This is a genomic window from Microbacterium sp. SORGH_AS_0421 (assembly GCF_030818635.1).
GTDB lineage: Bacteria > Actinomycetota > Actinomycetes > Actinomycetales > Microbacteriaceae > Microbacterium.
On sequence record NZ_JAUTAO010000001.1, the window covers coordinates 366,259 to 389,791 of the forward strand.

At 70.4% G+C, this 23,533-nt stretch carries 29 protein-coding genes and 2 tRNA genes; 11 read left to right on the plus strand and 20 right to left on the minus strand.

Annotation, left to right across the window (positions count from 1 at the left end; all coding sequences use genetic code 11):
• Positions 1-388: 388 nt before the first annotated feature.
• Genes QE416_RS01765 through QE416_RS01780 form a run of 4 tightly spaced genes read right to left on the minus strand, consistent with a single transcriptional unit; the run spans position 389 to position 3,213 of the window.
• Positions 389-1,525 carry a UDP-N-acetylmuramate dehydrogenase gene (locus tag QE416_RS01765; protein WP_307313020.1) on the minus strand — a complete coding sequence of 379 codons (1,137 nt, stop codon included), beginning with the start codon at positions 1,523-1,525 and terminating at the stop codon, positions 389-391.
• Positions 1,525-1,929 (minus strand): MaoC/PaaZ C-terminal domain-containing protein, encoded by a 405-nt coding sequence (locus QE416_RS01770; RefSeq protein WP_210073257.1) that lies wholly within the window; start codon positions 1,927-1,929, stop codon positions 1,525-1,527. Before QE416_RS01770 ends, QE416_RS01765 begins: the two co-directional genes overlap by 1 nt.
• A complete protein-coding gene (locus QE416_RS01775; protein ID WP_307313021.1) occupies positions 1,926-2,375 on the minus strand; it encodes a MaoC family dehydratase N-terminal domain-containing protein in 450 nt (149 codons plus the stop codon). The genes QE416_RS01770 and QE416_RS01775 overlap by 4 nt, the downstream gene beginning before the upstream one ends.
• Before the next feature lie 40 nt (positions 2,376-2,415).
• Positions 2,416-3,213 carry a sulfite exporter TauE/SafE family protein gene (locus QE416_RS01780; protein ID WP_307313022.1) on the minus strand — a complete coding sequence of 266 codons (798 nt, stop codon included), beginning with the start codon at positions 3,211-3,213 and terminating at the stop codon, positions 2,416-2,418.
• 339 nt (positions 3,214-3,552) lie between these two features.
• Between QE416_RS01780 and QE416_RS01785 the strand changes: the two genes are divergently transcribed.
• Positions 3,553-4,188 (plus strand): NADPH-dependent F420 reductase, encoded by a 636-nt coding sequence (locus QE416_RS01785; protein ID WP_307313023.1) that lies wholly within the window; start codon positions 3,553-3,555, stop codon positions 4,186-4,188.
• A gap of 194 nt (positions 4,189-4,382) precedes the next feature.
• Here QE416_RS01785 and QE416_RS01790 read toward each other — a convergent pair whose 3' ends face one another.
• From QE416_RS01790 to QE416_RS01815, 6 genes are all read right to left on the minus strand, one after another.
• The gene (locus tag QE416_RS01790) at positions 4,383-5,543 is read right to left on the minus strand and encodes a cystathionine gamma-synthase (protein WP_307313025.1); all 1,161 of its coding nucleotides are present in this window, start codon (positions 5,541-5,543) and stop codon (positions 4,383-4,385) included.
• On the minus strand, positions 5,540-6,544 hold the full coding sequence (locus tag QE416_RS01795; RefSeq protein ID WP_210073249.1) for a pyridoxal-phosphate dependent enzyme: 1,005 nt from the start codon (positions 6,542-6,544) through the stop codon (positions 5,540-5,542). Before QE416_RS01795 ends, QE416_RS01790 begins: the two co-directional genes overlap by 4 nt.
• A 127-nt stretch (positions 6,545-6,671) precedes the next feature.
• Positions 6,672-7,520 carry an SDR family oxidoreductase gene (locus QE416_RS01800; protein WP_307313027.1) on the minus strand — a complete coding sequence of 283 codons (849 nt, stop codon included), beginning with the start codon at positions 7,518-7,520 and terminating at the stop codon, positions 6,672-6,674.
• Positions 7,521-7,590: 70 nt separating this feature from the next.
• Entirely contained in the window at positions 7,591-7,911 is a 321-nt protein-coding gene (locus tag QE416_RS01805; RefSeq protein ID WP_267787957.1) for a hypothetical protein, read from the minus strand.
• Positions 7,908-8,480 carry a hypothetical protein gene (locus tag QE416_RS01810; protein WP_267787959.1) on the minus strand — a complete coding sequence of 191 codons (573 nt, stop codon included), beginning with the start codon at positions 8,478-8,480 and terminating at the stop codon, positions 7,908-7,910. The genes QE416_RS01805 and QE416_RS01810 overlap by 4 nt, the downstream gene beginning before the upstream one ends.
• 5 nt (positions 8,481-8,485) lie before the next feature.
• The gene (locus QE416_RS01815; protein ID WP_267787961.1) at positions 8,486-9,028 is read right to left on the minus strand and encodes an RNA polymerase sigma factor; all 543 of its coding nucleotides are present in this window, start codon (positions 9,026-9,028) and stop codon (positions 8,486-8,488) included.
• A gap of 253 nt (positions 9,029-9,281) precedes the next feature.
• Here QE416_RS01815 and QE416_RS01820 point away from each other — a divergent pair, with 253 nt between their 5' ends.
• The 5 genes from QE416_RS01820 to QE416_RS01840 all read left to right on the plus strand — a co-directional run bounded on the left by QE416_RS01820 (position 9,282) and on the right by QE416_RS01840 (position 12,620).
• The gene (locus QE416_RS01820) at positions 9,282-10,124 is read left to right on the plus strand and encodes an NAD(P)-dependent oxidoreductase (protein WP_307313030.1); all 843 of its coding nucleotides are present in this window, start codon (positions 9,282-9,284) and stop codon (positions 10,122-10,124) included.
• Positions 10,125-10,183: 59 nt separating this feature from the next.
• Entirely contained in the window at positions 10,184-10,477 is a 294-nt protein-coding gene (locus tag QE416_RS01825) for a hypothetical protein (protein WP_307313031.1), read from the plus strand.
• A gap of 72 nt (positions 10,478-10,549) precedes the next feature.
• Positions 10,550-10,825, plus strand: coding sequence for an FAD-dependent oxidoreductase (locus tag QE416_RS01830; RefSeq protein WP_307313032.1), 276 nt, complete (start codon positions 10,550-10,552; stop codon positions 10,823-10,825).
• Entirely contained in the window at positions 10,806-11,960 is a 1,155-nt protein-coding gene (locus tag QE416_RS01835; protein ID WP_307313033.1) for an NAD(P)/FAD-dependent oxidoreductase, read from the plus strand. Before QE416_RS01830 ends, QE416_RS01835 begins: the two co-directional genes overlap by 20 nt.
• Positions 11,961-11,972: 12 nt before the next feature.
• Complete coding sequence (locus tag QE416_RS01840) at positions 11,973-12,620, plus strand: TetR/AcrR family transcriptional regulator (RefSeq protein WP_267787968.1); 648 nt, start codon at positions 11,973-11,975, stop codon at positions 12,618-12,620.
• A 226-nt stretch (positions 12,621-12,846) separates the two neighbouring features.
• On the opposite strand, the gene QE416_RS01845 is transcribed toward QE416_RS01840, so the two are convergent.
• Positions 12,847-14,166, minus strand: a complete 1,320-nt coding sequence (locus tag QE416_RS01845; protein WP_267787969.1) for an MFS transporter — start codon at positions 14,164-14,166, stop codon at positions 12,847-12,849.
• A 120-nt stretch (positions 14,167-14,286) separates the two neighbouring features.
• Here QE416_RS01845 and QE416_RS01850 point away from each other — a divergent pair, with 120 nt between their 5' ends.
• The 4 genes from QE416_RS01850 to QE416_RS01865 all read left to right on the plus strand — a co-directional run bounded on the left by QE416_RS01850 (position 14,287) and on the right by QE416_RS01865 (position 16,858).
• The gene (locus QE416_RS01850; RefSeq protein ID WP_267787970.1) at positions 14,287-14,679 is read left to right on the plus strand and encodes a PaaI family thioesterase; all 393 of its coding nucleotides are present in this window, start codon (positions 14,287-14,289) and stop codon (positions 14,677-14,679) included.
• Positions 14,680-14,980: 301 nt separating this feature from the next.
• Positions 14,981-15,496: an RNA polymerase sigma factor gene (locus QE416_RS01855; RefSeq protein WP_210073230.1), complete on the plus strand. Its 516-nt coding sequence runs from the start codon at positions 14,981-14,983 to the stop codon at positions 15,494-15,496.
• Positions 15,483-16,478, plus strand: coding sequence for a hypothetical protein (locus QE416_RS01860; RefSeq protein ID WP_307313036.1), 996 nt, complete (start codon positions 15,483-15,485; stop codon positions 16,476-16,478). The genes QE416_RS01855 and QE416_RS01860 overlap by 14 nt, the downstream gene beginning before the upstream one ends.
• Complete coding sequence (locus QE416_RS01865) at positions 16,475-16,858, plus strand: hypothetical protein (protein ID WP_267787973.1); 384 nt, start codon at positions 16,475-16,477, stop codon at positions 16,856-16,858. Before QE416_RS01860 ends, QE416_RS01865 begins: the two co-directional genes overlap by 4 nt.
• 7 nt (positions 16,859-16,865) lie before the next feature.
• On the opposite strand, the gene QE416_RS01870 is transcribed toward QE416_RS01865, so the two are convergent.
• The 3 genes from QE416_RS01870 to QE416_RS01880 are packed head-to-tail and all read right to left on the minus strand — an operon-like array spanning position 16,866 to position 19,291.
• The gene (locus QE416_RS01870) at positions 16,866-17,786 is read right to left on the minus strand and encodes an aldo/keto reductase (protein WP_307313037.1); all 921 of its coding nucleotides are present in this window, start codon (positions 17,784-17,786) and stop codon (positions 16,866-16,868) included.
• Between the two features lie 34 nt (positions 17,787-17,820).
• Positions 17,821-18,735, minus strand: coding sequence for an MFS transporter (locus QE416_RS01875; RefSeq protein ID WP_307313039.1), 915 nt, complete (start codon positions 18,733-18,735; stop codon positions 17,821-17,823).
• On the minus strand, positions 18,701-19,291 hold the full coding sequence (locus QE416_RS01880) for an MFS transporter (protein WP_307313040.1): 591 nt from the start codon (positions 19,289-19,291) through the stop codon (positions 18,701-18,703). Before QE416_RS01880 ends, QE416_RS01875 begins: the two co-directional genes overlap by 35 nt.
• A 158-nt stretch (positions 19,292-19,449) precedes the next feature.
• On the opposite strand from QE416_RS01880, the gene QE416_RS01885 reads away from it, so the two are divergent.
• Positions 19,450-19,650, plus strand: a complete 201-nt coding sequence (locus QE416_RS01885) for a zf-TFIIB domain-containing protein (protein ID WP_307313041.1) — start codon at positions 19,450-19,452, stop codon at positions 19,648-19,650.
• A 121-nt stretch (positions 19,651-19,771) separates the two neighbouring features.
• On the opposite strand, the gene QE416_RS01890 is transcribed toward QE416_RS01885, so the two are convergent.
• The 6 genes from QE416_RS01890 to QE416_RS01915 form a co-directional block, all read right to left on the minus strand.
• Entirely contained in the window at positions 19,772-20,938 is a 1,167-nt protein-coding gene (locus QE416_RS01890; RefSeq protein ID WP_307313042.1) for a thiolase family protein, read from the minus strand.
• Positions 20,939-20,941: 3 nt separating this feature from the next.
• Positions 20,942-21,580, minus strand: a complete 639-nt coding sequence (locus QE416_RS01895) for a 3-oxoacid CoA-transferase subunit B (RefSeq protein ID WP_210073215.1) — start codon at positions 21,578-21,580, stop codon at positions 20,942-20,944.
• Entirely contained in the window at positions 21,577-22,320 is a 744-nt protein-coding gene (locus QE416_RS01900) for a 3-oxoacid CoA-transferase subunit A (RefSeq protein ID WP_307313043.1), read from the minus strand. Before QE416_RS01900 ends, QE416_RS01895 begins: the two co-directional genes overlap by 4 nt.
• Before the next feature lie 112 nt (positions 22,321-22,432).
• A complete protein-coding gene (locus QE416_RS01905) occupies positions 22,433-23,194 on the minus strand; it encodes an IclR family transcriptional regulator C-terminal domain-containing protein (RefSeq protein WP_307313044.1) in 762 nt (253 codons plus the stop codon).
• 96 nt (positions 23,195-23,290) lie between these two features.
• Positions 23,291-23,364, minus strand: a tRNA-Met gene (locus QE416_RS01910).
• A gap of 34 nt (positions 23,365-23,398) precedes the next feature.
• A tRNA-Thr gene (locus QE416_RS01915) sits at positions 23,399-23,470 on the minus strand.
• Positions 23,471-23,533: the final 63 nt, after the last annotated feature.

Genomic DNA, 23,533 nt, shown 5'->3' on the forward strand with positions numbered 1-23,533 from the left:
GCACGACCGGGCCAGCAGGAATCGAGGCGGACCGGACCGTTCCGCGGAGACCGAGACAGACACACCGATCCCACGGCATCCGGCACGGCACGTCACCCACGAACTCCGCCCGACGGCACAGCACGACCGGGCCAGCAGGAATCGAGGCGGACCGGACCGTTCCGCGGAGACCGAGACAGACACGCCGATCCCACGGCATCCGGACCCGGCACGTCACCCACGAACTCCGCCCGACGGCACAGCACGACCGGGCCAGCAGGAATCGAGGCGGACCGGACCGTGCTGCGGAGACCGAGACGGACACGCCGATCCCACGGCATCCGGACCCGGCGCGTCACCCACGAACTCCGCCGGACGGCACAGCACGACCGGGCCAGCAGGTCGGGGGCTAGAGCTCGACGTTCACCAGGACGGGCTCGGGCTGCAGCACGAGGCCGAACTCCGAAGCCACACGGTTCTGCACGAAGCGGGCGAGCTCGGCGATCTCGGCCGCCGTCGCCTCGCCGCGGTTCGTCAGCGCGAGCGTGTGCTTGGTCGACAGGCCCGCGCGCGAGCGCGGGAACCGGAAGCCCCGGTGGAGCCCGGCGTTCTCGATCAGCCACGCCGCACTCACCTTGACGTCGCGCGTGACGATGGGGGGTGGGGGCAGGATGCCGTCGAAGGCGGCGAGCGGGATGACCGTCACCGGGTCGAGCACCGGCGCGAGGGGCCACTTCGGGCACTGCGCGGGAAGGGTGCGCGCGAAGGTCTCCGACACGATCGCGTTCTGGAAGAACGAGCCGGCGCTCCAAGTGTCGGGGTCCTCGGCGTCGAGCACCATGCCCTTGCGAGCTCGGGTCGCGAGCACGTGGTCGCGGATCCACCGCAGCGACACCGCCTGATCGGGCTCGAGGCCCAGGGCACCGCGCAGTTGGTCTCCCGCGATGGGCCGCTCCTCTGCGCCGACCCGCTCGAGCTCGAGCGTCACCGACAGGATGACCGCGGGCCGCTCGGGCACCGACCCGTAGTGGTGCTTCAGCACCGAGGTGCGAAAACCCAGGCCGAGCTGCGTAGCCGGCACGGTCGAGACCTCGCCCGTCGACTCGTCGATCAGCTCCACCTCGACGAGGGTCTGCACGATCTCTTGGCCGTAGGCTCCGACGTTCTGCACGGGCGCGGCGCCGACCGTGCCGGGAATGCCCGACATCGCCTCGATCCCCGCGAGCCCGCGTTCCACCGTCTCGGCGACCAGGGCGTCCCAGTCGTGGCCGGCCTGCACCCTGAGGCGCACCGTGTGGGCGCTCGACCCCGGAAGCTCTTCGATGCCGGTCGTCCGCACCCGGATCACGGTGCCCTCGAACGGCTCGTCGCCCACGAACAGGTTCGACCCGCCGCCGAGGACGAACCACGGTTTGCCCTGCATCCACACCTCGCGAAGGGCACCGACCAGTTCGTCGGGCGTCGTGGCCTCGATGAGACGGGCGGGTTCACCCCCCGTGCGGAGGGTGGTCAACTGCGAAAGGGGAACGGGGGCGACCTCGGGCATCAGGACAACCGCACCCGCACCTGCGCCTTGCCGAGCACGGTGGTCTCGGCGAACGTCACGGTGAGGTCGATGCGCGCGGTCTCGTCGTCGACGGCCGCGACCTTGGCGCTGACGTGCAGGTCGGCTCCGGTCTCGGGGTCGACCACGACGGGGCGAGTGAAACGCACGCCGTACTCGGCGATGCGTCCGCTGTCGCCCAGCGCCTCGGCGAGGGTGCCCACAGCGATCCCCATCGTGAGCATGCCGTGCGCGAGCACACCGGGCAGGCCCACCGCTGCGGCGACGTCGTCACGGTAGTGGATGGGGTTGAAGTCGCCCGAGGCGCCCGCGTAGCGAACGAGCGACTCACGGGTCAGGTGCACCGAACGCTCGGCGATGACGTCTCCGACGGTGAACGCGCTCATGCTCCGGCCTCCCCGGCGAGAAGGACGCTGATGGTGGTCACGACGTGGGCGCCGTCGGCATCCACGATCTCCGCCTCGCTCGTGATCATGGCGTTGCCGCCCATCGTGCGGATGCCGGTGACCGACTGCGTCGCGACGAGTTCGTCGCCCGCGACGATCGGTCGCGTGTAGCGGAAGCGCTGCTCCGCGTGCACGAGACGCGACAGCTCGATGCCCGAGTCGGGGTCGGCGAGCAGTTGCTGGAGCGCGAGGTCCTGGACGACCATCGCGAAGGTCGGCGGAGCCACCACATCGGCGTACCCGAGGGCACGGGCGGCCTCGGGGTCCGAGTGCTGCGGGGCATCGGCGAAGACGGCGCGGGCGAACTCGCGCACCTTCTCGCGGCCGACCAGGTAAGGAGCGGTCGGCGGGAAGACTCGACCGACGAGTTCGGGGTTCACGGGCACGCCCCCAGTCTACCGAGCGGGCCCGTGGGACCGGGGTGGGTCAGCGCTGGTGGCGGCCGCGCACGGCCTTCACGGCGATCTGCGAGGCGATGAAGACGAGGAAGATCGAGAACAGCACGTTGGCGACGAAGGGGTCGACCGCCTTGGCGATCTGCGCGCCCACGGCGGTCGTGGCGCAGGCGGCGAGCCCGACGCAGAGCGCCGCCGGCAGATCGACGTTCGAGCGGCGGAGGTTTCCGATCGTCCCCGACACCGCGGTCGGGATCATCATGAGCAGCGAGGTGCCCTTGGCGACGAGGTCGCTGGTTCCGAAGAACAGCAGCAGGGCGGGGACGACGATGATCCCGCCGCCGACGCCGAGGAGTCCCGCGAGGATGCCGGTGATCACACCGAGCACCGCGAGCCCGGGGCCGGTGATCCAGGTGAGTTCGAGCTCGGCGTCGCGAGAGGGGATGACGAAATAGAGGCTCACGATCACCGCGAGGAGGAAGGCCACGAAGGCCCAGCGCAGGGCCGTCTGCGAGAGCTTGGGCAGCAACCAGGTGCCGATCTGCGCTCCCCCCACGGCCCCCGCTGCGAGGATGAGGGCCGGCAGCCATGCGACGTGCCCGTCGACGGCGTAGGTGATGACACCGACCGACGCCGTGGGAACGATCGCGGCGAGAGAGGTTCCCGCGCCGAGGCGCTGGTCGAAGCCGAGCAGGAGCACGAGCAGAGGAACGATGACCGTGCCGCCGCCCACACCGAAAAGGCCCGACATGAGTCCCGCGAGCAGACCCACGCCGACGCAGACGGCGTAGAAGCGGGCGGTGCGGGGCGGGCGGATGGCGGTCGTCACGAAGCGATTCCTCGGGGTCGGGGCGGGGCCGATCCCGCCGGCATCCAGTGTCCCACCGGTGCGCCCCCCCACCCGGACGAGGCGGGAGAAGAAAGCGGCCCCCGGTGGTCCGAAGCCGCGTCCACCGGGGGCCGTCGCCCTCACAGGTCAAGCAGGACGGTGACCCGAACACCGGACTGCGACCACTCGCGTGAGGGTGCGACAAGATGACGATAAATCCCGCCGTTCCCGGGCGGGGACCGGTTGACACTGATAACTCGCCCTGCTAGTTATTTAAGCCGCTGAATGTTCAGCGAGGCCCAGGGAATGCGGTGGCATCCGAATCGGTTCTGAGCCTCCATGACTACCGTAGGAATCATTGGAGCAGGACACATCGGCTCGGCCCTCGCCAGGGGCTTCGCGAAGAACGGCTACGACGTCGTGATCGCGAACTCCCGTGGACCGGAGACCCTCGCCGACCTCGTCGCCGAAGTGGGCGACAAGGCGCGCGCCGCCACGGCACAGGATGCCGCGGAGGCCGGCGACATCGTCGTGGTCACCGTCCCGCTGAAGGCCATCGACGCCGTGCCCGCCGCTCCCCTCGCCGGCAAGACCGTTCTCGACACCAACAACTACTACTTCGAGCGCGACGGACACATCGCCGAACTCGACGAGAAGAAGACGACCACGTCGCAAATGCTGCAGAAGCACCTGCCCGAGTCGATCGTCGTCAAGGCGTTCAACCACATCCCCGCCGCCGACATCCTCACCGACGGCTCCCCCGCCGGCACCGAGAACCGTCGCGCCCTCGCCACCTCGAGCGACTCCGACGAGGCCGTCGCCCTCGTGACCCGCATCTACGACGAGTTCGGTTTCGACACCGTCAACGTCGGACCTCTCAGCGAGAGCTGGCGCGTCGAGCGCGACCAGCCGGCGTACGTCGTCCGTCAGAACGCCGACGAGCTCACGCAGAACCTGGCGCGCGCCGAACGCTGACCCGCTTCCCTCCCGGACGAGGCACGCCCATAAACGCGATCCGCGCCCGTAAACGCTCTCTCCACGCGTTTATGGGCGCGGATCGCGTTTATGCGTGAGTACCGGGCCGGCGCGGCGCCCGCGGCAGGCGCACGCGGAGGCCGGCGCGTGCGAAGGCCGGCGCGTGAAAAGAGACGCGCCTGGAGCGTTCCCGCTCAGAGGGAGGCGAGCGCCTGGTCGACGTCGGCGACCAGGTCGTCGACCGACTCGATCCCCACCGACAGGCGCACGATCGTGTCGGGCACCGCGAGTTCGGTACCGCGCACGGAGGCGTGGGTCATGGCATCGGGGTAGTTGACGAGCGACTCGACGCCGCCGAGCGACTCGGCGAGCGTGAACAGACGCGTCGACTCCGCGAAGCGGCGGGCGGTCGGGCCGTCGGCGAGAGCGAGGGAGACGATGCCCCCGAAACCGCTCATCTGGCGCGCCGCCAGCTCGTGCCCGGGGTGCGAGGGCAGACCCGGGTAGTACACCTGCGCGACACGGTCGTGGCCGGCGAGGTGCTCGGCGACGGCCTGCGCGTTCGAGCTGTGGCGCTGCATGCGCACGGCGAGCGTCTTGATGCCGCGCGTGGTCAGGTATGCGTCGAACGGACCCGACACCGCTCCCGCGGCGAACTGCAGGAACTGCACCTTCTCGGCGAGCTCCGCGTCGGCGAAGGCCAGCGCCCCGCCCACGACGTCGCTGTGCCCGCCGAGGTACTTGGTCGCCGAGTGCACCACGACATCGGCGCCGAGCGACAGCGGTCGCTGCAGGGCCGGCGAGGCGAAGGTGTTGTCCACCACGACGATCGCCCCGGCCTCGTGCCCGAGCCGGGCGAGACCGGCGATGTCGGTGATCCGCAGCATGGGGTTGCTGGGGGTCTCGACCCAGACCATCCGCGGTGCGCGCTCCGCGATGGCGGCGGCCACGGCATCCAGGTCGCTCATGTCGACGACACGGAGGGTGATCCCCCAGGGACCGAGCACCCGCGCCAGCAGCCGGTAGGTGCCGCCGTAGACGTCGTTGCCGAGGAGGACCTCGTCTCCCGGGACGAGCGCGGCGCGCAGCAGGGCGTCCTCACCGGCGAGACCGGAGGCGAACGACAGCGCCCGGGGGCCGCCCTCGAGAGCGGCGATCTGCGTCTCGAGCGCGGTGCGCGTGGGATTGCCGCTGCGACCGTACTCGTAGCCGCCGCGGAGGCCGCCGATCCCGTCCTGCGCATACGTCGTCGAGACGTGGATCGGCGGGATCACGGCGCCGGTGGTCTCGTCGGGCGCCTGTCCGGCGTGGACGGCGAGGCTGTCGAAGCCGCGGGCGGCGTCGTGGGTGCTCATGCGGAGTGCTCCTCGGAAGGGGTCGGAAGAAGGGATGCCACGGGTGCAACGTCGTAGCCGCGCTCGATCATCCAGTCGTCGTCGAAGATCTTGCTGAGATAACCGCGACCGTGGTCGGGGAGCACGACGACGACCACGGCGTCTGCCGGGAGATCCCGCGCGACCCGGAGGGCTCCGACGACGGCCATTCCGCTGGACCCGCCCACGAGCAGGCCCTCCTCGCGGGCGAGGCGACGGGTCATGGCGAAGGACTCGGCATCCGAGACGCGCTCGTAGCCGTCCACGAGAGTCGGGTCGAAGGCCGGGGGCCAGAAGTCCTCGCCGACGCCCTCGACGTCGTAGCCGTGGATGTCGCCGCCCGAGTAGATCGAGCCGACCGGATCGACGCCGACGATACGAACGGCCGGGCCCGCGACCTCGCGGAGGTAGCGGCCGGTGCCGCTGATCGTGCCGCCCGTGCCGACGCCCGCGACGAAGTGCGTGAGCCGACCGTCGGTGTCGCGCCAGATCTCGGGACCGGTGGTCTCGTAGTGACTGCGCGGGCCGTTCGGGTTGGCGTATTGGTTGGGCTTGAACGCACCCGGGATCTCACGCACGAGACGGTCGGACACGCTGTAGTAAGAGTTCGGGTCGTCGGGCTCGACGTTCGTCGGCGTCACGACGACCTCGGCGCCGTAGGCGCGCAGCACCGCTCGCTTGTCCTCGGCGACCTTGTCGGGCACCACGAAGACGCAGCGGTAGCCGCGCTGCTGCGCGATGAGCGCGAGCCCGACCCCGGTGTTGCCGCTGGTGGGCTCCACGATCACTCCGCCCGGCTGGAGCAGGCCGTCGCGCTCGGCGGCGTCGACGATGTTGGCCGCGATGCGGTCCTTGGCGGAGCCGCCGGGGTTGAAGTACTCGATCTTCGCGAGGACCGTGGCGGCGATGCCCTCGGTGACGCGAGAAAGACGGACGAGGGGGGTGTTGCCGACGAGGTCGGCGACGCTCTGGGCGTAACGCACGATGGAGTCCTGGAGGTTGATGCACCCGATACGGGCGCGGCTGACGGGGTCGTCGAAAAGAACGCGGAGCGTTCAGCGACAACAGCGACAGGTCAGCACGCCGCCAGCATACCCGAGGGACACCCGGTCATGACACGGCGCCGAGAAACTCCTCGAAACTCTGCGCGGGGCGGCCGGTAACGCGCTCGACGTCGTTCGAGACGGCGGCTTGATCGCCGCTCGCGATGGACGTGTACGTGCTCACCCACGCGTCGACCTGCCACCGCGGGGCCCCGAACGCCGCTCGCGAGGCATATGCCTCGTCGACCGTCTCGTCGACGAAACGCACCCGATGACCGCGCACCGCCGAGATCTTCTCGGCGACCTCGGTCAGGGTCAGGGCCTCGGGGCCGGTCAGGTCGTAGGTGACGTCGGCGTGCGCATCGGGATCGAGCAGCACCGCTACCGCCGTGGCCGCCACATCGGCGCGCGAGACGAGAGAGCAGCGCCCGTCTCCGGCGGGACCCCGGATGACCCCGTCGTCACCGGCGAAGAGCTCCATCATGTCCATGTAGAAGTTGTCGCGCAGGAAGGTGTGCCGCATGCCCGAGGCGCGGATGATCTCCTCGGTCGCTGCGTGATCGCGCCCCAGCGTGAAGACGGCGTCCGGCGCGGCGGCGAAGAACGAGGTGTAGACGATCGATCGGACGCCCGCGGCCGCGGCGGCCTCGACGAAGGTGCGGTGATGCTCGACGCGGTCGGCTGTCTCGGACGCCGACACCATGAAGAGCGTGTCGACCCCCTCCAGGGCCGCGCGGGTGGCATCCGCGTCCGAATACCGGGCGACGTGCACCTCGGCTCCTCCGAGCGAGGGAGCCCGAGAAGCGTCGCGAACGAGCAGACGCTGAGGGATGCCGCGGGCGGCGAGGTCTCGCGCGACCCGGCCCCCTACGGCTCCGGTGGATCCGGTGACGGCGATGACGGGCGGCGTGGACATTCGGCCTCCGGGGACGAGTGGGCGGTTCCTCCAGCGTAAGCCGGTTGACCGCTTCTCGGCCGGAACCCGCTCAGGAAGGCGGGGCGACCAGGCGCGCTACGCGGACCCGGATCGAAGACGGGGTCTCGTCCTCGCCGGCGCCGCGCGCCGCGGTGGCGACGGCGGCCGCGACCACGGCAGCGTCGTCGTCGGAGGAGACGCCGATGCAGACGGTGATGGCACGGGTGCCGCCGGATTCCTCGACCTCGGCGAGAGAACCCTCGACGTCGGTGACGTGCTCGACGGCGCGGGCTAAGACCGGACGCGCCGAATAGCACTCGCGCACACCCTCGACGGCGGTCACGGCCAGATCGATGCGGGGCGCCAGCTCCGCTGCGGAGATGGTCGTCATGAATCTTCCCCCTCGTCGAGGTGGACGTCGCCGACGGTCACGTCCACGCGTCCGACCCGAAGGTCGCCGTGTCGCTGGATGGCCGAGCGGATGCCTTCGCGCATCTCCTCGACCGCGGGGCTCATCGCGCGACCGAAGCGCACGCTGACCGTCACGCGGACGTCGAGAGGAGCGTCGGGTTCCGGCTGATCGAGTCGGACGCGTCCCATCAGCAGTCCTTCGATTCCGTCTCCGACCGTGCGGATGAGCTCGTAGAGAGCACCCTCGGTCACGACCAGCTCGGTGCCGTCGTCGGCGCGCGCAAGCGGGATGTCTCGGCCCGCTCGGAACTCGCGCATGACCTCGCGCATGATGCTGTCGTACCAGGACTCCGAGATCGGCTCCGCCGCCTGCTCGTCCACGATCTCGCGGGAGAGTCGCCCCATCCGCTCCATCGACGCCAGAACCGCCTGGCACTGCGCGTTGCGCTCGATCGCCGGGATGCGGGGGATGCGTCCGCGATCGAGGTAGGCGGAGAGGTCTTCGAGGGAGTAGCCCGACCCCCCGATGTCATCGTTGTGCTCGCTCACTGGGGTCACCTCCACTCCTCCATGCGTTCCAACACCGTCTTCCTGGCTCGCGCGAGGCGTCCGCGCACGGTGGCGGCGGATTCGCCGACCTCGACGGCGATCTCGTCGTAGCTGTGCCCGCCGACCTCGCGGAGCACCCACACCACACGCAGCTCCTCGGGGAGCTCTCCGAGGATCTTCTTGAGCGCGTCCATCTGCGACGATGCCACAACGGCGCGCTCCGGGTCGTCACGACCCGAGACCATCTCCTCGTCGATCTCCTCCGAGATCTTGCGGGAGCGGAGGCGGTCGGTGGCCTTGCGCGACACGATCGTCGTGAGCCAGCTTCGCACCTTCTCGGGGTCGGTGAGATCCGGAAGACGTCGCCACGCCGTGATGAGCGCCTCCTGCACGCAATCGTCGGCATCGGCCCGCGAGCCGGTCAGCCTGGTCGCGAACGCGACGAGGAACGGCGCGTGCCGTCTCACCAGCACCCCGAAGGCGATCTGGTCGCCGTCAGCCGCACGCGACGCGAGAAACGCGTCGGTGGCGGAGGACAAAGAGGGCATCGAGGTTCCTGTCGGCGATCGTTCGCGTCGGACCGTGACATTTCACGAATCGACAGCGTCCACATAGCGAAACACCCCGGGCCCCCACGGCGCCGGGATCTTGACGAATGGACCTTCCGCGTGGCAGGACGTTCCGCCCGCGGGATCGGTACACGCCGACCGCGCGGCGTCTTCGGTCGGGGCGGTCAACCCACCCGCCCGATGTCGGTGGGCGCCGATATCGTCGATCCCACCCCGACCCCGAAGGACACTCATGCGCATCGCCCTCACCGGTTCGTCCGGAAAGCTCGGCACCGTCGTCGCACGCGAGCTGCGTTCCGCCGGCCACGACGTCATCGGCCTCGATGTCCGCGGCGAGCGCGGCCCGGGCTTCGTCCAGGTCGACCTCACCGACTACGGCCAGGTCGTCGACGCCCTGACCGCGGTGAACGACCAGCACGACGGCTTCGACGCCCTCGTGCACCTCGCTGCGATCCCGGCGCCCGGCATCCGCTCCGACATCGCCACTTTCCACAACAACATGACGAGCACCTTCAACGTCTTCTGGGCGGCCACGCGTCTGGGCATCCACAAGATCGTCTACGCCTCGAGCGAGACCGTGCTGGGCTTGCCCTTCGACGTGCCGCCTCCGTACATCCCCGTCGACGAGGAGTACGCGCCGAGGCCCGAGTCGGTCTACTCCCTCGTGAAGACCCTCGAGGAACGCTTGGCGGTGGAGCTGGTGCGCTGGAACCCCGACCTGTCGATCACGGCGCTGCGGTTCTCGAACGTGATGGTAACCGAGGACTACGCCGAATTCCCCTTCGACGACGACGCGCGCACCCGGAAGTGGAACCTGTGGGGCTATATCGACGCCCGCGACGGAGCGCAGGCCGTGGAGAGCGCTCTCCAGACCGCCCCGGCCGGCTTCGACACCTTCATCATCGCGGCGGCCGACACGGTCATGACGCGCCCCAACGCCCAACTCGTGGCCGAGGTGTTCCCGGGGGTCGCGATCCACGGCGACCTGGGCGAGAACACGACGCTTCTCTCGATCGACAAGGCGCGCCGGCTGCTCGGGTACGAGCCGCGGCACTCCTGGCGAGACGGGCGCTGACGGCGCACGCCCGGGCTCGTCCCGGCCCCGCGCCCCTCCCCGCGTGACAGACTCACCGGATGGACGCCGACGCACGCACTCCCTCTTCTTCGCCGACGCCCGCGACGGATGAGCCGGTCATCCCCCTGCCGAACGCGCGAGAGAAAGAAGTCAGCTTCGTCGCGCGCAGCGGCGCCGTGGTCACACTGCGCCTCATCGACACGGGACGCTTCGAGCTCAAGCTCGATACGCGAGGGGACTACACGGCCGTGCTCCTGCACGACGGCCACTCCTTCGAGCTGCACCCCGCCCCCGGCGTCCACGCCCTGGGCGGCACGGGCCTCACGCCCACCCAGATCTACGAGGGGTTCTGACCCGCGGCGCAAGCCCCGAGGTCAGGTCGTCGGCGCGGGATTGACTGGGGCTCTCGACCCGGGAGGACCACCGTGAGCCACGACGCCGACAGCTATGACATCGCCGTGATCGGAGCCGGTCCCGCCGGGACCGCCGCCGCCCTTCGCGCCGCAGAACTCGGCGCATCCGTCGTCGTCCTCGAGGCCGGTCGTGTCGGCGGCACCTGCGTCAACACCGGGTGCGTACCCACGCGCGTCCTCGCGAAGGCCGCGCGCCTCATGCGCGAGACCCCGCTCCGCCGACGACTACGGCATCGTGGTGGAAGAGCCCCGCGTCGATTGGTCGGCCGTGGTCTCCAGGGTGCATGAGCGGGTGGATGCCGTGCGCTCGATCAAACGAGAGGCCGAACGCTTCGCCGAAGCCGGGGTGGATCTCGTGCAAGAGGGACGTGCGCGCTTCGCGGACGAGCACACTCTCGTCCTCGACAGCGGTCGACGAATCCGCGCGGACTCGATCCTCGTCTGCGTGGGCGGCCATTCCCGTCGCCTGCCGATCCCCGGGGCCGAGCTCGCGACGGTTCCCGAAGACGTGCTCACTCTCGCCGAGCTGCCCCGGCGCGTCGTGGTCATCGGTGCGGGCAACACCGGCGCACAACTGGTGACGGTGTTCCGCTCGTTCGGCGCGGAGGTCACGCTGCTCGATGTCGCGCCTCGGGTGCTCATGGCATCCGATGCCTCCATCTCGCGCGTGATCGCCGAATCGCTCACGGAGCACGGGGTCGACGTACGCACGGGGATCGAGACGGTCGAGCGCATCGACCGCGCCGAGGACGGCTCGCTCACCCTCGCCTGGCGCGAGGACGGCGCATCGCGCACCGTCGATGCCGAGGTCGTCATCATGGCGACCGGATGGCCCGCCGATGTCGAAGACCTCGGCCTCGAGAACGCCGGGGTCCAGGTCGAGCGCTCCGCGATCCCGGTCGACCGCTACTTCCGCACGATCGTGCCGCACATCCTCGCCGTCGGCGACGCGAACGGCCGCGACATGCTCGTGCAGGCGGCGCAGTTCGAGGGCGAAGCGGCGGCCGAGAACGCCGTGCTCGGCGCCAACCGGCGAACGCCCCACCACCTTCTCCCCGCGGGCGGTTTCACCGACCCCGACTACGCGGGCGTCGGCCTCACCGAGGAGCAGGCGCGTGACCGCGACCCCTCGTGCGTCGTGGCGACTGCGCGTTTCGCCGATCTCGACCGTGCGGTGATCGACGACCGGGAACGCGGGTTCCTCATGCTCATCTCCGATCGTCGCCGCGAGCTCGTGCTCGGGGCTCACGCGGTGGGGGAGAACGCCGTAGAGGTCATCCAATCGGTGACCACCGCGATGGCGGCCGGCATCGACGTCTCGACCCTCGCCGGTGTGCGCTTCGCCTACCCGACGTACAGTGCCGTGATCGGAAACGCGGCGCGTGCTCTGCTGCACGCGGACTCCCCCGCTCTGCTGGAGTGACACACTGAATCCGTGCCCGCCGATCCCGTGACGACGCCCGCGACCGCCGACGACTCCGGCGCGTCCGCCGAGGCCCCCGCGCGCCGGGGGCGTCCGGGCTACGACCGCGAGGGTCTGCTCGCCGTGGCCGTGCAGCTCTTCAACGAGCAGGGGTACGACGCGACGAGCGTGTCCGACCTCGCCCGCCGACTCGGGCTGACGAAGTCCGCGCTGTACCATCACTTCTCCTCGAAAGAGGAGTTGCTGGCCGTGGCGCTCGAGGCGGCTCTCGGCGGGCTCGAGGCCGTGCTCGATGAGCCCGGCGCCCGCGAGGGCGCGGCATCCGATCGCCTCCGCTTCGTGCTCACCGGGGCGACCGACGTCCTGGTGGCGCAGCTTCCCGCGGTCACCCTGCTCCTGCGGGTCCGGGGCAACAGCGAGGTCGAGCAGGCCGCCCTCGAGCGGCGGCGTCTCTTCGACCACCGCGTGACCGCCCTGGTCGCCGAAGCGCAGGCCGAGGGCGACGTGCGCGACGATGTCGACGCGGCGGTCGCCGCGCGTCTGCTGTTCGGCATGATCAACTCGGTCGTGGAGTGGTACCGCCCCGGCGGCGGCGTCGACGGCGACCGTCTCGGCGCCGACATCGTGCGCATCGCCCTCGACGGCCTCCGCACCGCCTGACCCGGTGCTCTGCCCCGCCGGGTCGCGCCGCGGCAGGCGCACATCCCTGGTCCGTCCTGCGGATACCGTGGCGGCACGCCGCCACCGGCGACCCGGCATGCCGACGGAGGGCGACGAAGTCCGCGGTACGGCGCACCGTCCCCTCGGCCGACGCCGACGAACTCCTCCCGGCGGCGCGTGACGGGGCCCCTCGCCGACGCGAAGGGCCCCGTCACGGCATCCGGGATCACGCCCGCAGGTCGACGCCCTTCGTCTCTTTGATGAGCGAGACAGCACCGAGAGAGACGAGTGCGGCGACCGCGATGTAGAGGCCGATCGTCCACGAGGCGCCCGTGGAGCGCAGCAGCGCCTCGGCGATCATCGGCGCGAAGGCCCCACCCATGATGGCGCCCAGCGCGTAGCCGATCGAGACGCCCGAGTAGCGGACGTTCGCGGGGAACATCTCGGCGTAGAGCGCCGCCTGCGGCCCGTACGACAGCCCGAGGCCGAGGGTCATCACGAACAGCGCGACGAAGTACCAGAAGATGTTCGCGGTGTCGATGAGGAACCACATCGGTACGGCCCAGATCGCCAGCAGCAGGTAGCCGAGCTGGAAGGTGCGGATGCGCCCCAAGCGGTCAGACAGCCGGCCGCCCCACAGGGTGAAACCGAGCCAGCCGAAGGATGCCAGGGTCGTCGCCAGCAGCACGGTCGGGCGTTCCATCCCGAGGGTCGAGACCGAGTAGGTGGCGAAGAACGCGATGAGCAGGTAGCCGGCGGCGTTGTTGCCGATGAACACGAAGGCCGTCAGGGCGACCTCGCGCCAGTTCTTGCGGAAAAGCTGCCCGAGCGGGGCGGAGGACTCCTTGCGGCGGCGCACGAGGTCTTCGAACACCGGGCTCTCCTCCACCGCGCGGCGGATGAGGTAGCCGACGACGATGAGCACGATCGAGAACAGGAACGGCACACGCCACCCCCAGGCGAGGAAGGCCTCGGCCGACATCGACGAGGTGAGGATCCACAGGGTCGCGGTGGCCAGGATCATCCCCACCGGGACGCCGATCTGCGGGTACGCCCCGAAGTACCCGCGACGGTGGACGGGGGCGTGCTCGACCGAGAGCAGCGCCGCACCACCCCACTCGCCGCCGGCCGAGAAGCCCTGCAACACCCGCAGCAGGATGAGCAGGACGGGGGCGGCCACACCGATCGCGGCGTAGGTCGGCAGCACCCCGATGAGGGCCGTCGACACGCCCATCATGACGAGCGTCAGCACGAGCATCTTCTTCCGGCCGAGGCGGTCGCCGAGCCATCCGGCGACGACGGCGCCGAGCGGGCGGAAGAGGAACGAGATACCGATCGTGGCGAACGAGAGCACCTGGGCGATCGCGGGGTCGCTCTGCGCGAGGGGCGCGAGGAACAGGGGCGCGAGCACGAGCCCGGCCGCCTGGGCGTAGATGAAGAAGTCGTACCACTCGATCGAGGTGCCCACGAGGGTCCCGGCGAGCACACGCCGTTCCTCTCGTTTCATCCCGGTGGCAGGGGCGGATGCCGAGGTCAGCGTGGCCATGAGAACTCCGTCGTTCTGTGGGGCAGGTGAAAAACTCGTTCGACACCGTTACCGACCGAGCGTTCAGTAATAGTGTCAGAGGGATGCGCCCCCGACAAGAGGGCGCCGGAAGGAGCCTCCATGACGCCCTGGACCATCACCCCCGGCGCCCTCGACGAACGTCTCGGCATCATCGTGACCGAACAGTCCGCGGATCGGGTCTGCGCATCGATGCCCGTCCGAGGAAACACGCAATCGCTCGGTCGTCTGCACGGCGGCGCGACGGCCGCACTGTCCGAGGCGGTGGGATCGTGGGCGGCCATGATCCATGCCTCGACCCTGGGCATGGTCTGCGTCGGTGTCGACCTGAACATCACGCACCATCGCGGGGCGAAAGACGGCCGCATCCACGCCGTGGCCACACCCGCCCACCGTGGTCGACGCATGGCCACCTACGACGTCCGCGTGGTCGACGACGAGGACCGCCTGATCGCCACGGCGCGGATCACCAACCTGCTGGTCGATCCCGCCTGATCGACGACTGTCGTCTCACGGCGCGCACCGTCTCTGCCATTGTGGATCGCATGGAGAAGATCCGAGGGGTTGCGCCGCCCCCAAGCGGCGCAACCCCTCGCCCGTCGCCGTCAGACCCGAACATCGGACGACGGGCGTATGGGTGCCTTCTCGAAGCCGGAGTCGGCACCCACCCCCGCATATGTCGTGTCGGTCGTGGGCCGTTCCTTACACACCGACCCAGAATTCTTCTCCCGCGCGCCTCGGTAAGGTTCGCCGCCTCACCGACACAGCCCCGGTACACGCACGAGGAAAGACAGCGGTGACGGACGACGCAGATTTCGTGGCGCTCTTCCGTGAGCACTACACCGCCGTTCGGCGATTCGTCGAGCGGCGAGTGTCGGACCGCGAGGCCGCCGACGACCTCACGATGGAATGCTTCGAGATCGCGTGGCGCAAGCGCGACCCGCGCGAGCCGTTCGGTCTTCCGTGGCTGTACCGCACGGCGCGCAACCTCATCGCGAACGAGTACCGACGACGAGACCGGGAGGGGGCACTGTGGACGCACATCGAGGACCAGGTGCGCACCCTGTCGAACGAGTCGGAGGGCGAGATGATCGAGCGGCTCGTGGACGCGATCCGAGGACTCTCCGAGAAGGAGCGCGAGATCCTCTGGCTCACGTACTGGGAAGACCTGCCGGCCGCCGACGTCGGTGTCGTCGTCGGGGCGAGCGCGGGTACCGTGTGGACCCGGTTGAATCGTGTGCGCGCCAAACTCCGCCCGCTCCTTTCCGCAGCGCCCCTGTCCGCGGAGGAGGTGTTCGATGAACGACGATGAGCTCACCCGCGCGGTGCGCCGGCTCGACCCGGCGCGCACGCCCCTGGACGCCCCCATCCCCCTCGACGCCGAGCGCCGGGCTCGCGCTTTCGCCCGCACCGCGCGTCCGCCGCGCCGCCGACCCGCCTACGCCGCCTGGGGCTCAGCCGCTGCGGTCGTCGTCCTCGTGCTCGCGATCGTCACCGGAGTCCTGTGGATGCCGGGGAGCCCGGCATCCGCCCTCACCCCGGAACCACTCGTGTTCACCTCGATCTCGGAGGACGCGTCCCAGGTGATCGCGCAGGCGCAGGAGCGGTTGACCGACGGGTCGGGCCCCTCCTCACCCGAGCGACGGTCGCTTTCGCTCGGGTGGTACTACAGCGGTTCGCCCGACGAGGCCGAGGCGACGGTGTTCCGCCGCGAGTGGATCGACGTGCGGTGGAACGAGGACCTCTCCGGCTCGGTCGTGACGACGGCCGCAGAGGCCACCAACGCAGCGGGCGACACCGTCCCCACCGGCGATCCGACGCCCGGAACCGTGGTGGGCGACCTGCAGTTCGTGCAGAACCAGTTCTCGCCGCTCTCGCGCAACGCCCCCGAGCCCACCGTCGAGGCGATGCGGGCTCTCGTGCTCACCTCGACCGGCGCCGGCGAGCAGTTGACGGCGGGCGACGCGATGCTCGGCGCCCGGGCGCTCCTGGGCGAGTGGACCCTCACCGGTGCCCAGCAGGCCGCTCTGCTCGAGGTGGTCGCTCAAGCCCCCGGGCTGCGCGTCGTCGGGACGGCGTTCGACCGACTCGGCCGCCCGGTCGTCGGTCTCGCCGCGGTACCGTCCGGGCTCACCACCTCCGAGGCGACGCTGCTGCTGTCCGCCGACACGGGCCGCATCGTCGGATTCGAATCCGAACTGCTCGCCGACAACGAGAACCTCAAACTACCCGCGGGCTCGATCACCGACTACACCCTCTGGGACGTCCTCGACAGAAAGGCCGAGACCGAATGACCTCGACAGACGAACTGCACCCCGACATCGCCGCGGCTCTCGCCCAGATCCCCGGCGGGGTCGTCATCGACTCCCATCACGCGGAGTGGCCGGAGCTGGGCATGACCATCGACGTCCCCTCCGACCACGAGGACGCCGTCGGCAGCTGCGCCACCGGGAACGTGTGCGCGTTCAGCGGGTCGAGCCTGTCGGGCACGCGGGTGTCGTACTCGACGTGCGGCACGTACTCCCCCAGCATCACCGTGCGTTCGATCGCCAACGCGCGCTCCGCCGGGTACCTGCAGGCCCGTTCCTCGTCGGGGTCGGTGCTCGCCACCGCGATCGCCACGTCATGGGCGAACGTCTCGGGCTCGGTCGCGACGCTGAACTGCGTGCCCTGACCCCCGGTCAGCGCCAGGGGCGCTCCGATCGGCGCTGCCAGTAGTCGACGGGGTCGGTCGCGAGCCTCCCCGCGGTGTCGACCGGTCGTGCACGCGCGCCTCGGCGCAGGTGCGCGAGCGTGGTCGCACCGCTGAGCACGATGTCGGCCCAGGGCTGCGCCAACGCGGCACCGAGGGCGAAGACATCGGACGGCATTCCGGATGCCAGGGCCTCGAGGCGACTCCCCGATTCGGCGCGGGCGAGCTCGCCGTTGGCGAGGGCCTCTTTGACGACGATCGTCCACCCGGCGTCGTGGGCGTTCTGCAACGCGGGGGCGACCGAGGGCTCGAGGAGGTTCCACGTCGACTGCACGACCGAGAACGGGGAGTCCTCGAGCGCGAGGGCGGTGCGGATCACCTCGCCCTGGTGCGGGCCGCTGGTCGACAGGCCGACCCGCACGCCGCCGGCCCGCAGCCCGCGCAGCCGATCGAGCAGCTCGGTGTCGGCGAGAGCCGTGCTCTCGGGCGTCACGGAGTGGATCAGGTAGAAGTCGGGGGCCGACCCCAGGGCCTCGAGCGTCTCGGGCCACTGCCGGTCGAACATGGCGACCGAGTGCTCTTTGCGCTCGTGCACGGCGGCATCCATCTTCCATTCCCCGACGTAGGCGTAGCCCCACTTCGACCCCACGGTGAGGTGCTCACGCCGGCCCGGGTGGGCCGCGAGCCACGATCCCAGGAACTCCTCGGCCAGACCGTAGGAGCGGGCGGCGTCGACGTATCGGATGCCGAGCGCCCACGCCTCGTCGAGCAGCAGGTGCGCGCGCTCTCGCATCGCGTCGACAGTGCGCTCGGCGGGGTCACCGAGGTCGCTGTCGCGCGCGGTGGTGATGTAAGCCGGGCGGCCGACGGCGGCGAGGCCGAGACCCAGACGGGCGGAGGTGACGTGCATGCCTCGACGCTAGCGTCCGCGCGTATCGCCCGCTTCAGTGGCGACGCTGCCGGTGCACCTCGACCGCGCTGAGCAGGATGGCCGACCCCGAGAACACCACCGACACCGCGAGGGCGAGGGTCAGCGCGCGGGCGAAAGCGCCCGGGTCCCCCGCCGGATCCCCGGGGCCCGTAGCCTGCGCCGCACCCACGACCGCCAGCGCGAAGGTCGTCCCCAGCACCGTCTGTCCGATGGACGATCCCACCCGCTGAGCCGTCTGGACGACTCCGCCGGCGACGCCGCCTCGGCGGGGGTCGACATCGGCGAGGGTCAGCGTCTGGTTCGGGGTGACGATCGCCCCACCCGCGACCCCGAGGACGAACAGGGGCACGCACAGGCGCAGGATGACTCCCACCGGGTCGGTCGCGTCGGCACCGGACTGCACGAGGAGCCCCAGCACGATCGTGACCCCGGTGAACACCGCGACCGCGCCGACGAGCAGCGGGCGGCCCACGCGCGAGACGAAGCGCCCGGCCACGGGGGCTCCCACCACCGAGCCGATGGCGTAGGCCGTGACTCCCAGCCCCGACTGCAGAGCGGTGAAACCGAGGCCGTTCTGGTAGTACAGCGCGAGCACGAGGGGGATCCCGGTGTTGCTGCAGAAGAAGACGACGGCGAAGACGACACCCGTGACGAACGAGCGGACGCGGAACAGGCGCAGATCCAGCAGGGGCCCGGCATCCGCCTTCGTCAGGCGCGCCTCATGCCGCACGAGCGCGAAGAGGAACCCCGCGGCGGGGAGCAGGAGCAGGAGCGTCACGGGGCCGCCACCCTGGCCCGTCTCGACGATGGGGAACAGCAGGCACAGCACACCCGCGCCGAGCAGGAGCGCGCCGAGCAGATCGATCTGGCGAGCGGATGCCGTGGGAGACGGCTCATCGGCGGGAACCCACCGGCGAGCGAGCAGCACGGCCGCGATGCCGGACCGGCACGTTGATGAAGAAGACCAGCCGCCAGCCGATGTCGGGGCCACCAGCCGAGATGAGCAGACCCGCGATCACCGGACCGAGCGCCGTCCCCGCACCGACGGTGAGGCCGAGCCTGCCGAAGGCCCGCCCTCTCTCCCACGCGGGGAAGGCGTTCTGGATGAAGCCCGACACCTGCGGGCCCATCATGCCGCCGAACAGCCCCTGGACGACCCGGGCCGCGATGAGGAGCCCCGCGTTCGGCGCCAGACCGACAGCCGCACTGGCGGTCACGAACCCGAGCACGGCGATCGTGAAGATGCGCCGCCGACCCCGCTGGTCGCCCAGCCGTCCCCCGATGACGGGGACCAGTGCGAAGGCGAGCACGTAACCGGTCACGATCCACTGCAGCTCATTCGGACCCGCCCCGGTGGAGCGCCCGATCGAGGGCAGGGCGACGTTAGTGACGCTGACGTCGAGGAGGGCGGCGAACTGCCCCATGAGCATGACCGACAGCGCGCTCCAGCGGCGAGGGTCGGGAGCGGGGGTGGATGCCGTCATGCGGCCTCCGCCACCGGAGCGGAGCCCGCGGCGACGCGAGGGATCGGCATGGGCCGAGCCTATGCCCGAGGCGACACGTCGGGGCCCGCGGCCTCTCCGGGGGAACACTGCGGCGACGCGGGGAGTTGTCCTCGGCAACGACCGACGAGTGGAACGCGATGACGTACAGAGACCCCTACGACGACACGGCGCAGCCGATCTGCCCCTCGTGCGGCGTGACGATGCACCCGCTTCTCGAGCAGGGCGGCGGTGCCGACGAGTGCCGCGAGTGCGGGTTCCAGCTGGAGTGGTCCGCCCCGGGGCACGTCCGCGACGACGACGACGACCGACCCCGCGACCGCTGGGCCGACGAGTCCTAGCCCCGAGCGACGCGTGTCGTCGCCGGAGCAGGTGGGCGACGAGAGCAGGCCGATTCCGTGCGGATCCACCTGCGCCCAGGGCAGCGCCCGTTCTCGTGGCGCGGATGCCGCGGCGGCGGCCTCAGCGTTCCAGGACGACCGCGAGACCCTGCCCGACACCGATGCAGATCGCGGCGACCGCGACACCCCCGCCTCGGCGCTTCAGCTCGTGCGCCGCGCGCGCGATGATGCGCCCGCCCGAGGCCCCCAGCGGGTGGCCGATCGCGATCGCTCCCCCGTTCTCGTTGAGGCGGGCGGGGTCGAGCTCGGTCCACAGCTTCGCGCACGCCAGGGTCTGCGACGCGAATGCCTCGTTGAGCTCGACGAACGACACGTCGGCCCAGGTCTTGCCGGCGCGGGCGAGGGCGCGGTTGGCCGCCTCGACCGGGGCGACACCGAACACATCGGGGTCGTTGCCGAATGCGGCCCGACCCGCGATGCGCGCGAGGGGCTCGGCATCCAGGATCCCCTCCGCTCCCAGCAGCACTGCCGAGGCCCCGTCGTTGATGGGCGAAGAGTTCCCCGCCGTGACCGTGCCGTCCTTGCGGAAGGCAGGTCGCAGACCCGCGAGCACCTCGGCGGTCGAATCGTCGCGGATGCCCTCGTCGCGCGCGAGCGCGTGCCCCTCGACCTGCACGATCTCATCGTCGAAGCGTCCCTCTGCCCACGCCGCGGCAGCGAGACGGTGGCTGCGCGCGGCGAAAGCGTCCTGCTGCTCTCGGGAGATGTCGTAGATCTCGGCGAGCTTCTCGGCGCTCTCGCCGTTCGAGATCGTCCAGTCCGCCCTCAGACGCGGGTTGGTCATGCGCCAGCCGATCGAGGTGTTCCACATCGTCTGGTTCGCCGCGGGGAAGGGCCGCGGGCTCTTCTCGACCACGAAGGGGGCACGGGTCATCGACTCGACGCCGCCGGCGAGGACGACGTCGGCATCGCCGGCCTCGATCGCGCGGGAGCCCTGGATCACGGCATCCAGCGACGATCCGCACAGCCGGTTGATCGTCGTCCCGGGCACCGAAGAGGGAAAGCCCGCCAGGAGGGCGCCGAAACGCGCGACGTTGCGGTTGTCCTCCCCCGCCTGGTTCGCATCGCCGAAGATCACGTCTTCGATGCGCGCGGGGTCGATACCGGTGCGCTCGACGACGGATGCCATGACGGTGGCCGCGAGGTCGTCGGGGCGCACGTCGGCGAAGGCCTTGCCGTGGCGAGCGAAGGGGGTGCGGACGGCGTCGTAGACGAAGGATGCGGGCATGTCTCAGGCCTCCAGGCTCAGACCGAGCAGGGACTCGATCTCTTCGTGCGTGTTGTCGCCGAAAAGCTCCCGCACGCGGAAGCCGTCGGGGGTGACGTCGAAGACGCCGTGGTCGGTGTAGACCCGCGAGACGCAGCCCACGCCCGTGAGGGGATAGCTGCAGGCGGCGACGAGCTTGGGCTCGCCGCCCTTGGTGAGCAGGTCGGTCATGACGTAGACGTCTTTCGCGCCGATCGCGAGGTCCATGGCGCCGCCCACCGCGGGGATGGCGCCGGGCTCGCCGGTCGACCAGTTGGCGAGATCGCCGCCGGCCGACACCTGGAACGCCCCCAGCACGCACACGTCGAGGTGCCCGCCGCGCATCATCGCGAACGAGTCGGCGTGGTGGAAGTACGCAGCCCCCGCGAGCGCGGTGACCGGCTGCTTGCCCGCGTTGATGAGGTCGGGGTCGATGCGCCCGCGCTCGGGAGCGGGACCCATGCCGAGCATGCCGTTCTCGGTGTGCAGGACGATCTCGAGTCCCGCCGGCAGGTAGTCGGCGACCAGGGTCGGAGCACCGATGCCGAGGTTGACGACCGCGCCCTCGGGAATGTCGGATGCCACGCGGGCGGCGAGATCGCGCCGCGAGATGCGAGTTGTCATTTCTCCTCCTCGGATGCCAGAGCCCGGCCCTCGATGTCGACGCCGCCGACGAACGCGCCGTCGCGGAGCCATGCGCGCTCCCCGACCGCGACCACGCGATCGACGTAGAGACCCGGGGTGACGACCGACTCGGGATCGAGCGAGCCGAGCTCGACGATCTCGTCGACCTGAACGATCGTGGTGGCCGCAGCCGCGGCCATGATGGGGCCGAAGTTGCGTGCGGTCTCGCGATAGACGAGGTTGCCCCAGCGGTCGGCGGCGCGGGCGCTGATCAGGGCGGCATCCGCACGGATGGGGTATTCGAGCACGTAGTCGCGGCCGTCGATGCGCCGCGTCTCTTTGCCCTCGGCGAGTTGCGTCCCGAAGCCGGTGGGGGTGAAGAACCCGCCGATGCCGGCGCCGGCGGCGCGGATGCGCTCGGCGAGATTGCCCTGCGGCACGAGCTCGAGCTCGACCTTGCCGTCGCGGTACAGCCCGTCGAAGACCCACGAGTCACTCTGGCGCGGGAAGGAGCAGATCATCTTGCGCACCTGCCCGGCCGCGAGCAGGGCGGCCAAGCCGGTGTCGCCGTTGCCCGCGTTGTTGTTGACGACGGTGAGATCGCGCGCGCCGTGCGCGATGAGCGCGTCGATCAGCTCGACGGGCTGACCCGCGCGGCCGAAGCCGCCGATCATCACGGTCGCGCCATCGGCGATACCGGCGACGGCCGCCTCGAGGTCGGGGACGGTCTTGTCGATCATGCGGAGCATCCTTGCTTGTTCGCTCTGCGTACATGCGTACGTTCTGCGAACAGGATACGCCGACCACCGCGAAGACGGCAAGGGAGGACCGCCGTGGGCCCGCAGCCGGAATTCAGACCAGGCGGAGGTCCGCGTCGATCTCGGCCGCGGCGGCCCGCAGTGCCGGCAGGCACCGCTCTCGCCACTCGTCCGCGTCACCGCGGGAACTGGCCGAGATGTTCACCGCCGCGACCACCACCCCCGAGCGGTCGTGGACGGGTGCCGCGAGGGAGCGCAGCCCCTCTTCGAGCTCGCCGTCCACGAGAGCCCACCCCTGAGCACGCACCGCCTCGAGCTCGACGGCGATCGCATCGACGTCCGTCCGCGTGCGCGGGGTGAGAGAAGCGGGCTGCGAAGCGGCCACGATCCGTCGCGCGTCCGCGTCGGGAAGCGCCGCGAGCAGCACGCGCCCCATGCTGGTCGCGTAGGCGGGGAAACGCGTGCCGATCGTTATTCCGACGCTCATGATGCGACGCGTGGGAACGCGGGCGACGTAGACGATGTCGGCCCCGTCGAGCACGGCCGACGAGACGCTCTCCCCCACCTCGCGCGACAGACGCTCGAGATGCGGCTGGGCCAGCACCGGCAGCGAGAGCGCGGAGAGGTAGCTGAAGCCGAGCTCGAGAACGCGCGGCGTCAGCGAGAAGACCCGACCGTCGGCGCGCACGTAACCCAGGGTCTCGAGCGTCTGGAGGAACCGGCGGGCCGCGGCACGGGTCAGATCGGCGCGGCGGGCGACGTCGCTGAGGGTCAGCGCCGGGTTCTCGGCGTCGAAGGCCCGGATCACCTCAAGACCGCGAGCGAGGGATTGGACGAACTCTCCCGAATCACTCACGCGGCTCACCCTATCGGGGCGCCGTGAGGACCTCGTGCGGGAACGCGTCGGAGAGAAGCGAAAGCCGCCCCGGAGGACGGCTTTGCGGCGAACATGTAGCGGGAGCGGGGCTTGAACCCGCGACCTCACGATTATGAGTCGTGCGCTCTCACCAACTGAGCTACCCCGCCGCACGGCATCCTGGATTCAGATGAGGATGCCTTGAGCCCCGAGTCAGGATTGAACTGACGACCCCTTCCTTACCATGGAAGTGCTCTGCCACTGAGCTATCGGGGCGTACCCGGATCGCTCCGGGCAACTAGAAGAGAATATCAGACCTCGACACTCTCTTACGAATCG